10 protein-coding genes are annotated in these 12934 nt (G+C 54.7%); 4 read left to right on the plus strand and 6 right to left on the minus strand.

The window, feature by feature from the left end; translation table 11 throughout:
• Nucleotides 1-5: 5 nt before the first annotated feature.
• The 5 genes from lpxC to lysS form a co-directional block, all read right to left on the minus strand.
• Nucleotides 6-908, minus strand: coding sequence for a UDP-3-O-acyl-N-acetylglucosamine deacetylase (lpxC, locus tag H6G13_RS01920; protein ID WP_190481486.1), 903 nt, complete (start codon nucleotides 906-908; stop codon nucleotides 6-8).
• Nucleotides 908-3190 (minus strand): BamA/TamA family outer membrane protein, encoded by a 2283-nt coding sequence (locus H6G13_RS01925; RefSeq protein ID WP_190481487.1) that lies wholly within the window; start codon nucleotides 3188-3190, stop codon nucleotides 908-910. The genes lpxC and H6G13_RS01925 overlap by 1 nt, the downstream gene beginning before the upstream one ends.
• 124 nt (nucleotides 3191-3314) lie before the next feature.
• On the minus strand, nucleotides 3315-4049 hold the full coding sequence (purC, locus tag H6G13_RS01930; protein ID WP_190481488.1) for a phosphoribosylaminoimidazolesuccinocarboxamide synthase: 735 nt from the start codon (nucleotides 4047-4049) through the stop codon (nucleotides 3315-3317).
• Nucleotides 4050-4164: 115 nt separating this feature from the next.
• Nucleotides 4165-6711, minus strand: coding sequence for an adenylate/guanylate cyclase domain-containing protein (locus H6G13_RS01935; RefSeq protein ID WP_190481489.1), 2547 nt, complete (start codon nucleotides 6709-6711; stop codon nucleotides 4165-4167).
• A 259-nt stretch (nucleotides 6712-6970) separates the two neighbouring features.
• The gene (gene lysS / locus H6G13_RS01940; protein ID WP_190481490.1) at nucleotides 6971-8539 is read right to left on the minus strand and encodes a lysine--tRNA ligase; all 1569 of its coding nucleotides are present in this window, start codon (nucleotides 8537-8539) and stop codon (nucleotides 6971-6973) included.
• Nucleotides 8540-8699: 160 nt separating this feature from the next.
• Here lysS and H6G13_RS01945 point away from each other — a divergent pair, with 160 nt between their 5' ends.
• Entirely contained in the window at nucleotides 8700-10202 is a 1503-nt protein-coding gene (locus tag H6G13_RS01945; RefSeq protein WP_190481491.1) for a hypothetical protein, read from the plus strand.
• A 9-nt stretch (nucleotides 10203-10211) separates the two neighbouring features.
• A complete protein-coding gene (locus tag H6G13_RS01950; RefSeq protein WP_190481492.1) occupies nucleotides 10212-10949 on the plus strand; it encodes a C40 family peptidase in 738 nt (245 codons plus the stop codon).
• Between the two features lie 44 nt (nucleotides 10950-10993).
• On the opposite strand, the gene H6G13_RS01955 is transcribed toward H6G13_RS01950, so the two are convergent.
• Nucleotides 10994-11338, minus strand: a complete 345-nt coding sequence (locus H6G13_RS01955) for a hypothetical protein (protein ID WP_206756502.1) — start codon at nucleotides 11336-11338, stop codon at nucleotides 10994-10996.
• Nucleotides 11339-12121: 783 nt separating this feature from the next.
• Between H6G13_RS01955 and H6G13_RS01960 the strand changes: the two genes are divergently transcribed.
• Together H6G13_RS01960 and H6G13_RS01965 are read left to right on the plus strand one after the other, a co-directional pair.
• Nucleotides 12122-12322 (plus strand): DUF2811 domain-containing protein, encoded by a 201-nt coding sequence (locus H6G13_RS01960; protein WP_190481494.1) that lies wholly within the window; start codon nucleotides 12122-12124, stop codon nucleotides 12320-12322.
• Between the two features lie 101 nt (nucleotides 12323-12423).
• Nucleotides 12424-12894 (plus strand): hypothetical protein, encoded by a 471-nt coding sequence (locus tag H6G13_RS01965; protein ID WP_190481495.1) that lies wholly within the window; start codon nucleotides 12424-12426, stop codon nucleotides 12892-12894.
• Nucleotides 12895-12934: the final 40 nt, after the last annotated feature.

Raw genomic sequence — 12934 nt, forward strand, 5'->3', positions numbered from 1 at the left:
GGTCCTTAAGTTGGCGATAGGGCCTTTTGCAGGGTTTTTGCCAACTCTACATGCAGTCGGTGGCTGGCTTTATAGGCCAAAATATGGGCCAGGGGCACCCGCCCCAGCAGGCTCATGTCGCCAATTAAATCTAGCAACTTGTGGCGGGCCGGTTCGTTGGGAAACCGCAGGGGGGGGTTGAGCCAGCCCTCCTCCCCACAAACCAGCGCATTGTCGAGGCTGCCGCCTTTGATCAGGCCTTGCGATCGCAAGTAGTCAATCTGGTGTGCCAAGCCAAAGGTGCGGGCCGGGGCCACTACCTCAGCAAACAGCTCTGCTGCAGCCGGGTCGGCAGACCAGCTGTGCCACTGGTTGCCAATGGCCGTCACTTCAAAGTCAATGCCATAGGTATAGCGGGGTGTGGGCGACGGCAGCGCCGCCACAAAAGCATCGCCATCATAAATCCAGACCGGGCTGCTAACTTGAAAAGCCCGCTTAGGCGCATCCTGTACCGCCAGTCCAGCGGCCTCAATCGCCTCTACCCAACCGCTGGCAGATCCATCTAGCAAAGGCACTTCCGGCCCGTCAATGGTGATGCAGACATTGTCTATCCCCATCCCGGTCAGAGCTGCCAGCAGGTGCTCTACAGTCCGCACTGCCGCCTCACCGCTGACCAGTTCAGTAGACAGCAGAGTCTGCTGAACAGCCTCTGGACGAGCTGCAACGGTCGGTCTTCCTGGCAGATCAGTTCTAACAAAGCAACGGCCACTATCTGCCGCCGCCGGTTCCAGCCGCACCTGGACAGCTTGACCAGAGTGCAGCCCCACCCCCTGTCGTTCAACCGCTTGAGCCAGCGTCTGCTGCGGCTGCTCTAGATCTATCGCTGTTAGGGCAGGTAGTGTGGCTGGACGAGTGATTGCTTGAGCCATTAGAAACGCTCCCCGATACCAAAGTGCAGTCGCCCACCCCCGTCAATCCTGAGACCATAGTCAATCCGTAGGGGGCCCAGCGGCGTTTGAATCCGCAAGCCTGCGCCATAACCCAGGCCGCTGCCAGGCTTACCTCGTGAGGGACCCGGTGCCCCCGGCACGCCAAACCCACTGCCCAGGTCAGTCCCGGCATCGACAAAGAGCGCACCACCTAGGAAGGAGAACAGCGGGAAGCGGTACTCCACGGTGGCCTGAGCATAGCTGCGGCCACTGCCCACCCCGCCCTCGTCATAGCCGCGCAAAGAGTTAGTACCGCCCAGGGCAAACGCTTCATAGGGTGGCAGCTCACCCACAATAGTACCGACCTGAATGTTAAACGCCAGTGCCTGTGGTCCCTCATTAAAGTTGATAAAGCTTACCGGGATGTACTGACTGTATCCCAACCGCAGCCGGTTCAAGAAGATGCTGCCACCGCCCAAAGGCACCGATTGTTCGGTAGAGAAACGCAGTAGACTGCCGCTTGTGGGGTTAAGGGCATCATTACGGAGATCTCTGGACGTACTGAAGTTCACCGTCCAAAGATCGTCAGAACCGCCACCGCCTTCTACAGCAGACTGGGTTAGGGGGTTACCAGCTGCATCAACGTTGGCGAGGGTACCGCCTAATTCGCGAGCAGAGACATTTTGATACTGGGTGCCCAGGGAGGCAGACCAGCCATTGGCCAGGGGCCGACTGAAGGAGATGCCGGTGCCAATCCGACGCACTCGGATCTCGTCACCGTTAGCCAGAAGAATTGGGTTGGGGCCACCGTCAAAGTTTAGGTTGATCGAGCGGCGGGCAAAGGCGTCCACCGTATAAGAGGTTCGGAACGGATCGCCACCAATCCAGGGGTCGGTAAAGGAGACATCAAACAGCAAATCCCGGCTGCTGAGTTGGGCTTCGGCAGACAGCTTCTGATTGTTGCCGCCGAAGTTGTCCTGCCGGTAGCTGACTGTACCAAACAAATCCCCGGTAAAGTTAAAGCCCAGGCCCGCTCCAACGGAGCCGGTGTTGCGTTCAATTACGTTGACGACCATATCTACCTGGCGGGGGTCGGTCTGCCCCGGTTCCAGTGAGAGACGGACATCATCGAAAATACCCAGACCAAAGACTCGCTGCAGATCGCGCTCGACCTGCTGCTGGTTAAAGACTTGTCCAGGCTGGGTGGCAAACTCACGGGTAATAATAAAGTCGCGGGTTCTGCCGGTGACGGGTTCGCCTTCCTCGTTGACCAGTTCCCCCTCGGCAGTAAGGAACCGCACCCGGATATTTTCGACTACACCCTCGGCCACTTCCAGGGTAACGGTGCCGTCATCCGATACCTGGGGCGCAGCGACAACCTGAGCCAAAACAAAGCCGTTGTTTTGATACCACTCATTCAGGGCCAGAATGCCGTCCTGAAAATCAATCAGGTTGATGATGCTGCCGTATTGGGGCGAGAAAATCTCATCGACAACCTCTTGGGGCAAAGCGTTGTTACCTGTCACCTGCACAGACTGCAACACTGGGTTTGGCTGCACCAAAAAGGTCACCCTCACTCCCAGTGGCGTATCTTCAGGTAGCGCCCGCACGTTCGAGAAAAAGCCGGTGGCAAAAATACTGTTGATGTCTTGCTGCAGCTGGGTTCGGGTGGTGGTGCGACCAGGGCTAGTTGAGATCGCGTTATAAACCGCTCTCTCCAGTTCTGGGGTCAGCTCTTGCCCAGGAGGAGTCACCACCTCAAGTTCAGCCACCAACACGCGAGGTTCTTCAGGGGCCTGCTGGGTTGTTCCTGCTGGCGGAGTGGTCGGTGGGGTAGCTGGGTCAGGCGTCGGCGTCGGCACCGCTGGATCAATCGGCTCAGTCGGCTCAGCTGGCTCCACCTCGGGAGCAACCGGCACCGTAGGTGGAGCAGGCGTAGCTGGATCGTCAGGGCTACTAGGAACGATGTCTGTAGGGTTTGCAGGCCCCTGAGCAAAGACATCTATTGGCAGTTGAGCTGCCCCTGAAGACAGCTGCTCAGCTGGGGTAGGCATTTGTAAATCTGTCGCTGCCGGTTGAGCGACAGGTGCAACCCCTACGGCCGCAGGTAAATTATTGGGAGTCAGCCACGCCGGTACAGCCTCTACGGCATCAGCAACCTGCGTATCTGCATTCCCTTCCAAAGGAGAGCCTTCCGGCAGCAGTTCCCCCTTAGCCTGGGGAGTCAACCCTAATATTCCAGAAACCGCGACAACCGCAATCAAAGTTGGAGAAAGGCGCATTAGCTCACACCTGTATCAAGACATTCACACCACAAAAGGCCCTATCCCCTGCAGCTAAGCATGCCACAAGATGAGGAACCCCACGCTTCCCACGAATCGGACAAATTCTACCGCATCACCGGATTCAAAAACTGGCAGCGTGCGCCAGAACCCGATCCAACACCCTTTGATAAGCTTCTTCTACCTGGCCCAAATCTTGCCGGAAGCGATCTTTGTCCAAAACTCGCTGGGTTTCATCCTCAGCTGCCTGATCCCAAAGACGGCAAGTATCGGGGCTGATTTCGTCGGCTAGCAGCAACAAGCCCTGGGCATCTACGCCAAACTCCAGCTTGAAATCCACCAGAGTAATGCCGCAGTCTGCAAAGAAATCAGTCAAATAACGATCCACTTCTAAAGCAAGACGTTTGAGTTCGATAACCTGTTCCGGCGTTGCCAGGTCTAGGAGCCGTAGCCGCTCATCGGTCAGCAGTGGATCCCCAAGCCCATCATTCTTGTAGTAAAACTCCACCAGAGGAGGGTTAAGCGCCAGTCCGAGCGGCAGCCCAGTTTGCTTGCACAAACTTCCGGCAGCCAGATTACGCACCACCACCTCAAGGGGAATAATCTTAACAGCCCGCACCCGCATCTCCCGCTCGCTCGGCGTATCGATCCAGTGGGTAGGCACCCCTCTGGCTTCTAGCAGCTGAAATAGGTGGGTTGAAATAGCACAATTAATCCGACCCTTGTTACCAATCTGCCCGCGCTTCTGGGCATTAAAAGCTGTCGCATCATCCTTAAAATACGTCAGCAGAACATCCGGGTCATCCGTCGGATAAATAATCTTAGCCTTCCCCTCGTATAGCTTGGGGCGATCGGTCATGGAAAGGTTGCCCTCCCTGAAAGCAGCCTAATCATCTTAAGCCGGATTGCCACAGGCATAGCGAGGGAACAGACCAGTCTAGGGAAGTGGCTACCGGAGGGCACCTCTCCGCGTCTTATTTAGTCGTCATAATATGCACCCCATCCCAATTCTCAGGCGGTGGGCTAATTAAATATTCCTGAGCTCGGTTGATGTGAACCGCTACGGCCCGATCGCCGGGATGCAGCTTTTCGGCTTCCCGAAACAGTTTAATAGCTGGCTCAAATCGCATGCCGGTGTAGGCTGAGCGGGCAGCGCTGTAGAGTTCCATAAACTCTTTGGTTTGAGGATCGAGCGGGTTGTCTTTGTGGTCGACCAGTTCATAGAGATTCACGGGCTGCATTTTGCCCTTAACCCGGATGCGGTCTAGCTCGCGCACCCAGATCAGGTTTTGGCACAGCTCGTAGGTATGCTCGCTGAGCACAATGTCGCAGCCGTATTCCTTAGTCGCTCCTTCTAGGCGAGAACTCAGGTTGACGCCATCGCCAATCACGGTGTACTCCATCTTGCGCTGGGAACCAATGTTGCCAGAGACCACTTCACCGGAGCTAATGCCGATACCAATACGAATTTCGGGCTGATTTTGCAGCACCCGTTCGGTGTTGAAGCGCACCAGCCGTTGTCGCATATCGAGGGCAGCCTGAACTGCCGCCCAGGCATGATTTTTCAGCGGCAGCGGGGCTCCAAAGACTGCCATCAGGGCGTCACCGATGAACTTGTCCAGCGTGCCTTCAAAGTTGAACACCGCTTCGACCATCGTCTCGAAGTAGGCGTTGAGCATCTCCACTACTTTGTCGGCTTCCAAATTTTCAGTGAGGGTGGTGTAGCCTCGAATATCGGAGAACAAAACGGTCACCTCTCGCCGTTCTCCCTTCATCAGCAAATCGTCGCCTAGGGCCATGACACGCTCAGCAACGCCGGGAGTCATGTAGCGGTAAAGAGTTGTCTTCATCCGCTTTTCCTGGCTAATGTCTTCTATTACTAGCAGTCCGCCTCGCACGCCGCCCTCTGGGTTAGTTAGAGGATTGACCGTGAGATTGATGCTGCGCTCTAACAGCTGCACTTGGTCGAGGGAGTGGGGCGGCAAGGTGGAAGAGACTTCACCCCAGGGCCAAAAGCGGCCGGCTTGATTGCGATCGGGCATCATCAGGGTGCATTCATAGACGCTGCCGTTGTTTGGATTAGCGGCTAGGATGCCGACTCGCAGGGTTTGCTCCGGTACATAGTGTCGGGCTCCGGTGGTGAGGCTATCTTCTAGTCGAAACTGTAACTTCTCTAGGGGGATGACATCCCAAACGTAGCGGTTGAGCAGCCTAGCTTCCCAGCGTTCCTTGAGGTCGCGGTTGATCTCATCCTTGAGGGGACAGCCCAGCAGTTCGATAGCGGCGTCGTTGATAGTGACAATGCGACCCTCTAGATCGGTGGAGATGACGGCATCAGAAAGGCTCTGAAGAATGTCTTTTTGATACTGCTTTTCGACCAGCACCTTCTCAAACAGCTTGGCATTTTCCAGGGCGATGCCCGCTTGGATGTTGAAAGCTCGCATAAATTCTTCGTCGGAGCTGGTGAAGCTGCCCTGCTGCTTGTTGATCAGCTGGGTAACTGCAATCAGCTTGCTGGAAGAATCGTAGACCGGCATACAGAGAATGGTGCGGGTAGCGTAACCCGTAAGCTTGTCGGCATCGGGGTTGAAGCGCGGGTCTTGGTAGGCATCTGGAATGTTGAGGGTTTCTCCGGTGGTGGCGACGTAGCCCACAATGCCTGAATCAGAGGGGCTGCGCAGCTCTACTAAAGATTTGCCGTCGCCCGATTTCACTTTAGACCAGAGTTCATTGCTGTTTTCGTCGATTAGCCAGAGGGTGCTGCGGTCGGCCTGCATTAGCAGGCGGGCCTCTTCCATAACGGACTGTAGGGTTTTCTCGAGGTCCAAGCTCTGCTCTAGGGAGGAAATGGCTTTGAGCAGAGAGGAGACGCCCTTCTGGTTACGGGCTGCAATGTAAAAGGAATTGCAGCTCTCTAAAATGACCCCAATGGAGGCGGCAAACTCGCGGAAGCTGTGTTCGTCTTGGGTATCGAAGGGGAGATCGCTCTGTTTGTTGAGTAGTTGGACAACGGCAACGGTGTTGCCAGCTTTGTTTGAAACCGGCATGCAAAGGATGTTGCGGGTGTGGTAGCCGGTTTTTTGATCGTGGCTGGGGTCGAAGCGCTCATCGGCATAGGCATCGGCAATGTTAAGGCATTCTCCGGTTGTAGCGACATGTCCAGCGATGCCTTTGCCCATGGGCACCCGCAGTTCTAAGAAGCGCTCCCCATCCCCTTGAGCAATTTTGGACCAAAGCTCCTGCTTTTCAGTATCCACCATAAAAATAGTGGTGCGTTCAGCCTGCAGGATCTGACCAATCTTGAGGGTAAAAGCTTCCAGGATCTGCTCCAACATGGTCTCTAGAGACTCATTGTTGATCATGTCGATGGCCCGGAGGAAATGCTCAAACTCCCGCGTAATTTGGTCGAGCAGGTCGATGAATTGAGGGGTGGGTAAGTCTCGAACGCGGTTGGTAAGCGTGCTCTGCTGATTAACTTGGGACAGAGCGGCAAGCATGTTTCTAGGGGTCTGGGTGGCCATGTATGTCCCTGCTCAGGAATGGCGTGGGTGGGATCGAGGTAAGCAGGCGGAGCGGCTTTCCACTCTCATCCTTACTGTCATAACCTACCCAAATCCGGGTAGGGTGGTCTGCACCTAAGTCTTCAGTTAGATAGATGGCGGGTGGTTAACCCTACTCCCAAAAGGACTAAATACCTACTACTCTAACCCCTTAACCGATTTGTCAGGTCGGAAAAGGGGCCGAGCTATAGTTTTTTCTAAATATCACCCCCCACCTAGCTTAAGGGGCAGCCTGATCCGCTGCAGTATCCATTTTTTCAGGTTTGAGTAGGGGAAATGCGATCGCATCTCGAATACTGGCGCAATCGGTTAGCAGCATCACCAGCCGGTCGATGCCAATCCCCAGTCCTCCAGTCGGCGGCATGCCGTATTCCAGGGCGGTGAGAAAGTCCTCATCCACGCTGTGTGCCTCCAGATCTCCAGCCGCTTTTTTGGCTGCCTGCAGCTCCAACCGCTGCCGCTGGTCAATCGGATCGGTCAACTCCGAGAAGCTGTTGGCCGTCTCTCGACCCACAATAAACATCTCAAAGCGCTCTACCAGGCCGGGCTTACTGCGATGGGGTTTCGCCAGAGGCGAAATCTCCACTGGGTAGTCAATGATAAAGGTGGGCTGAATTAGCGTTTCCTCCACCGCCTGCTCAAAGCCCTCGTTCAGCAGCCTGCCGATGCTGTCGCAGTCATCGACCCCAGTTAACCCAGCAGCTTTGGCCGCAGCCTTAGCCTCTTCTAAAACAGTGAACTGGCTGAAGTCTACCCCTGTTTTCTCCTGCACCGCCTCATGCATAGTGATGCGCCGCCAGGGTGGTGTCAGATCGATGGTTTCGCCCTGGTAAGTAATTTGCAGCGTGCCCAGCACGTCTTTAGCAGCAGTGGCAATGATGGTCTCAGTTAGATCCATCATGTCGCTATAGTCAGCGTAAGCCTGGTAGACCTCAATCGAGGTAAATTCTGGGTTGTGCTTGGTAGAAATGCCCTCATTGCGAAAGATTCGGCCCATTTCAAAAACCTTCTCAAACCCGCCCACGATCAGCCGCTTCAGGTGCAGCTCCGTGGCGATCCGCAAGTAGAGCTGCATATCTAGCGTGTTGTGATAGGTGATGAAGGGCCGGGCATCCGCGCCGCCTGCCTCGGTCTGCAAAACCGGGGTCTCAATTTCGATAAAGCCCTGCTGATCGAGATAGCGGCGGATCGAGGCGGTAATCAGCGCCCGCTTGCGAAAGGTGTCGCGCACCTCCGGATTCACGATCAGATCGACGTAGCGCTGACGATAGCGCTTGGCCACATCAGTTAGGCCGTGCCACTTGTCGGGCAAAGGCAGCAGCGACTTGGTCAGCAGCGCATACTCCCGCACCTTGACTGAAAGTTCGCCCTTTTCTGTGCGCTTGATAATGCCCTTAACGCCAATAATGTCACCGACGTCAGTAAGGGATTTGAGGTGTTCAAAGGCATCCGCATCGGTCTCAGCCATGCCGGAGGCGATCTCTTTCTTGTCTAAATACAGCTGAATGAGGCCCGTTTCATCCTGCAGGGTAAAAAAGGCCAGCTTGCCAAACACTCGCCGGGCCAAAATCCGTCCGGCAAGAGACACCTCCGTCTCGACTTCTTGGCCAGCTACAATATCAGTGTATTTCTCCTGCAGCTCTGCTGCGTGGTGGGTGATCTCCCAGCGGTAGGCGTAGGGATTGAGGCCGAGCTGCTTCAGGTCTTCTACTTTCTGAAGACGAATGGCGCGGATTTCGTCGCGGGAAGAGCCGCTGCTATCAGAGGGACGGTTCGCGTCAGAAGCCATGTTCGGATGGGTGCTGTCAGAATTCACAAGCTCTCATTATAAAGAGACATCAGGCAATTAAGTTTATTTAAGGGCGTGATGGATTAATCCGATAGAATCGCCTATATTTTCGATGCTCGTAAGGCTTTTTCCGTAAGTCAGGGACAGATGCCGGTTCACTATGAATTTCCCTTTCATCCTCGATCTCGCCCTTGGTCTAGTTTTTACCTATCTAATACTCAGCCTGCTGGCTAGTGAAATTCAGGAAATCATTGGGGCACTGCTGCAGTGGCGGGCCGAGCACCTAAAGCGCTCCATCGAGGTGCTGCTAGCGGGCAATGATGAGCAGAGTGAGGCGGCAGCTCGCGATTTTGCCGATGCGCTCTATGAAAGCCCCTGGATCAAAGGGCTTAACCAAGAGGCTAGAGGCAAGATTGCCCGCAGTTTTCGGGGCATCTGCCACCTAATTGGCCGCATCTACCGGACGCTGACGGGCACCCGCAATGTTTTTGGCGATCGCACCAGCGGCCCCTCCTACATTCCGTCTGAAGCTTTTGCCAATAGCATTATGGATCGGCTGCAGCTAGGGGCAGCAGGGCAGGTTCTAATTGAAACCCGGCTGAAGCAGTTTGTGGAGGAGCGGGTGCTGCTGCCGGTTAACCACGTCTTAGAGGATCTGCGGGCTAGCACCGCCAATGAATTTCTACTCAACAGTGACCTCAGGCAGTTTGAGCAAACGGTCAATCAGATTCTGACGGATTTTTATGAGAAGCGAGTGCAGCTGTCGGAAACTATAGACCGCCTAGTGATTCAGCTAGAAGACTTTTCTGAGGTGGCCCGGCAGGTGTTGCCGGAAAACCATCACCTATCAGAAACCTTTTTGCGCCGGTTGGACTATATTCACCGCAGCGTTGCCAACAACCCCACAGAGAAGCTGGTCTTGCTGAAAAAGCTGCAGCCCACGATGGCAGAGCTGATCGGAATTTTTGAGGACGGCAGCGTTTGCTACAAAGAATTTGCTGCTCTGGCTAGCCGAGGCAACCCTCGTGCCAGAGCCTTGCTCAATCAGGTCAAAGGACAGGTGATTACCCCAGCGTTGCGGTCGGCCATGATCACCATTGCTAACAAGGTGGAGACGACAGCGGATGCAGCCGAAAATCGGGTAGATGAGTTTGGGCGAGAGCTGGAAAAGTGGTTTGACCGAGGCATGGAGCGGGCTACCGGGGTCTATAAGCGTAATGCTAAGGCTGTAGGGCTGCTGATTGGCCTGTCTATTGCAATCTCTTTGAATGCCGACACTTTTAATATTGCAACTCGCCTAGCGACCGATCCGGCCATCCGCAATACCATTACTCAGGCAGCCACCCAGGCAGCAATGACGACTGACAACACCGCCACCGGGAATTTAAAGGAGGAACTGGAAAGCTTACAGATTGCCGTTAACGGAAGTCTTAACCAGCTACCTTTTCCTATTGGCTACGGGCCAGTGGTGCGAGAACAGCAGCGGCTGGGCGAGGCAAACTGGCCGATCCCCTTTATTCCCCGGCGGCTGTTTGGCTGGCTGATCAGCGCTCTGGCGATTTCAATGGGAGCCACCTTCTGGTTTGACTTGCTGAAACGGGTAGTGAACGTGCGCGCCACAGGCGGCAAGGAGGGCCAAAATGCCGATCCCTATCAGCGGTGATCAGCCATTATGGTGACTCTGGCAGACCTGCGACAGGCTTTGGCCTCCTCTTTAGAAACGCCTGCTGAGTTTATCTGTCAAACAGCACTTAACCTCTACAAATCGCCACAGCAGGAAAGTCTGGTGACGCAGGCAGCGGCAGGGCGGCATTTGCGGCCCATCGCCATTCCACAGGAGCCTGAGGAAATGTTGGCGGCGATTGAGGTGTGTCTGTGTGAGGACGACTATCCGGGCTGGCTTGCGATCGCAGATCTCCCCCACCTCCAGCCTGCTCCAACCCCTTACCAACCTACCCCCCTAACTCGCGCAGCCATCCAAGCCAGGCTTCCAGCCGTCATTGACTTTACCCAGGCAGCCATGGCCCAGCCCAACCAATATCTTTGGGGTGGCACCATTGGTCCTAATTACGACTGCTCAGGGCTGATGCAGACTGCCTTTGCCGCAGCAGGCATTCGCCTGCCGCGAGATGCCTACCAGCAGGAAGCCTTTACTCAGCCAATTGCCCTGACAAACCTGCAGCCCGGCGATCTAATCTTCTTCGGCACCGCCGAGCGCACCACTCACGTTGCCCTATATCTCGGCCAAGGGCGCTACATTCACAGCTCCGGCAAAGACCAGGGCCGCAACGGCATTGGTCTAGACTCAATTAGCGACCTCACTGACCCGGTGAGCCTGACCTACCACCAGCAGATCAAGGGAGCCGGACGGGTAATGTCTAGTTACTTGCCTGCGATCGCATCCCCCTGAATCCTCTCTCAATATTCAGGCTAAGCGGCTCCCCGCCCCTGCCCCTAAGATTTACTCAAAAATCGCACCAGCAGATCCTTCGCCGGTTCAACCATCGCCCAGGTGCCGTCAGTCTGTTTTCGCAGGGTGGCAAAAGCCACCACTTCCCCCGAGCCAATCGAGTCACCCTGGCGCTGCTCCCCAAGTTGGGGCTTTCTCAAGCCGCAGATCCGAAACAGGTAGGCAGGCACTTCAGGGCTAGACAAAATCACGCACTGGGAGTCGAAGCCCTCTTCTGGCTGCACTCGGCCATTAAAAGGCATATAGATGGCTTTGCCCCGCACATCTACCGCAATATCGCCGAGGCCGCCCCGCACGGAGTAGCCGACCACGTCATCGCCTGGCCGCACTGCCCAATTCTGATAGAGATTAAGCTTGCGAGGCGCTTCTGCTGCTGGCCTGTTCCAGCACCCCTGGCTGAACAAAACTATTAGCCCTAAAGCCAGCCTATAAATTAACCGAGGTAAAGCCATAGTCTGCCAACACCCTTTCAATAAGCCTTCTACGGGCCCTCTCAAAGTCACCCCCGCTTATAGTACATTTATACTATAACGAGCGGCAAAGTTTAGTATTCTGCTGGCAAAAACTCCACAAAGACCCTCTTTAAACCCTGCAGCCGAAATCCTAGCAACCTCTTTAGATCCGCAAATGGATTCCTGAAGGCCTCAGATCGAGGTATTTTGCTTGTCAAAGTGCCTAAGCAAAAACCTTTTACAAAACTTTTTAATTGGGTTGTTTTTTCCCCAGGCAATCCCCAGATTCTCCCCAGAGATTGGGCTGTTTTCCCCAGAGGAAAAACGAACTTTGGCGATCCCAGCGACTTCTGTGGATTTCAGAAATTAACTGAAATTCTAGGGTTTTAGAGGCCTAAGAATGGCTTAGTTCAATACAGCTACAGCTAGAACCCTGATTCTCTCGTTCCCTGTTTCAGCCGCTAACAAATCTGATGATTTTTGCAAGATTGACAGGTTTGGGTGCCCTAGGCACAATGATGCGACTACCTAAAGCAGCGCCTCGGCCATTCTGATCAACTCTGCCCACGCCCCTAACATCATTGGGCCTAGGGCACCTACAGAAGCTGAACGGCGCAGTTTTTGGTGTCAATTTAGCGGATTGTGTTGCGAGGAGATTTTATGACGTCCCGAGTTAGTCTGCTGGTAGAAATTCCTGAAGAGCTTAACGAAGCCCTCCAAGTTTACTTAGATACCTGTTCGACCTGGAGCCAGCATCGAGTGTTTTGTGCAGCCCTATCGCTGTTTCTGATGCAAAATGGCCAGAACGATCGCCAGGTCAACCGGATTTATCTAGATGCTCTGTTTGACTACGTTGCATAGCTGTTTCTTAGGCAGAAAATGCGCTCGGTAGTTTCACTGTGGCTACCGGTTAAATGGCGACGCCATGCTTAGGAAATCAAAGGATTTCCTGGGAGTACCCTATGCAATTTGCTTCGATAGGACGGAGATTATCTGTTCGCGCTCTAGCCTGTGCGGCTCTGGTTAGCGGCACTGTTTTACTGTTTCCCCTGGCCGGAGTCGCGCAAGATGGCTACTACGTTCGCCAGGTGCAAAGCCGCCTGATGAACTTGGCCAGCCGGATGGGTTATGAGCCGGTAGCCGATCCCTATGTCAGCCTGTTAGGGCGAGACACCTACGACTCTACGACCTACTACCTGGAGGCCGGCATTTCCTACCTGGTCATGGCCACTTGTGACGAAGACTGTCTCGACCTGGACCTGGAGCTTTATGACGCCGAGGGAAATCTGCTGACCTACGACGATGCTGTTGATCCAACGCCAATGGTGACCTTTACACCTGAGGTCAGCGGCCCCTACACCGTAGACATAATCATGTATTCCTGTTCGGTAGACTCTTGCTATCAGGCCGTAGATGTGTTTGTAGAACCCTAACTGAGCAATTGGACTGCCCTTAGACGGTCGAAAACAAGCT

The sequence above is a fragment of the Pseudanabaena sp. FACHB-2040 genome (assembly GCF_014696715.1).
Lineage (GTDB): Bacteria > Cyanobacteriota > Cyanobacteriia > Phormidesmidales > Phormidesmidaceae > JACVSF01.

What these genes read in the sequence shown, in the direction of transcription:
- lpxC (WP_190481486.1), bottom strand. Translation starts at nt 908, where the DNA reads ATGGCTCAAGCAATCACTCGTCCAGCCACACTACCTGCCCTAACAGCG.
- H6G13_RS01925 (WP_190481487.1), bottom strand. Translation starts at nt 3,190, where the DNA reads ATGCGCCTTTCTCCAACTTTGATTGCGGTTGTCGCGGTTTCTGGAATA.
- purC (WP_190481488.1), bottom strand. Translation starts at nt 4,049, where the DNA reads ATGACCGATCGCCCCAAGCTATACGAGGGGAAGGCTAAGATTATTTAT.
- H6G13_RS01935 (WP_190481489.1), bottom strand. Translation starts at nt 6,711, where the DNA reads ATGGCCACCCAGACCCCTAGAAACATGCTTGCCGCTCTGTCCCAAGTT.
- lysS (WP_190481490.1), bottom strand. Translation starts at nt 8,539, where the DNA reads ATGGCTTCTGACGCGAACCGTCCCTCTGATAGCAGCGGCTCTTCCCGC.
- H6G13_RS01945 (WP_190481491.1), top strand. Translation starts at nt 8,700, where the DNA reads ATGAATTTCCCTTTCATCCTCGATCTCGCCCTTGGTCTAGTTTTTACC.
- H6G13_RS01950 (WP_190481492.1), top strand. Translation starts at nt 10,212, where the DNA reads ATGGTGACTCTGGCAGACCTGCGACAGGCTTTGGCCTCCTCTTTAGAA.
- H6G13_RS01960 (WP_190481494.1), top strand. Translation starts at nt 12,122, where the DNA reads ATGACGTCCCGAGTTAGTCTGCTGGTAGAAATTCCTGAAGAGCTTAAC.
- H6G13_RS01965 (WP_190481495.1), top strand. Translation starts at nt 12,424, where the DNA reads ATGCAATTTGCTTCGATAGGACGGAGATTATCTGTTCGCGCTCTAGCC.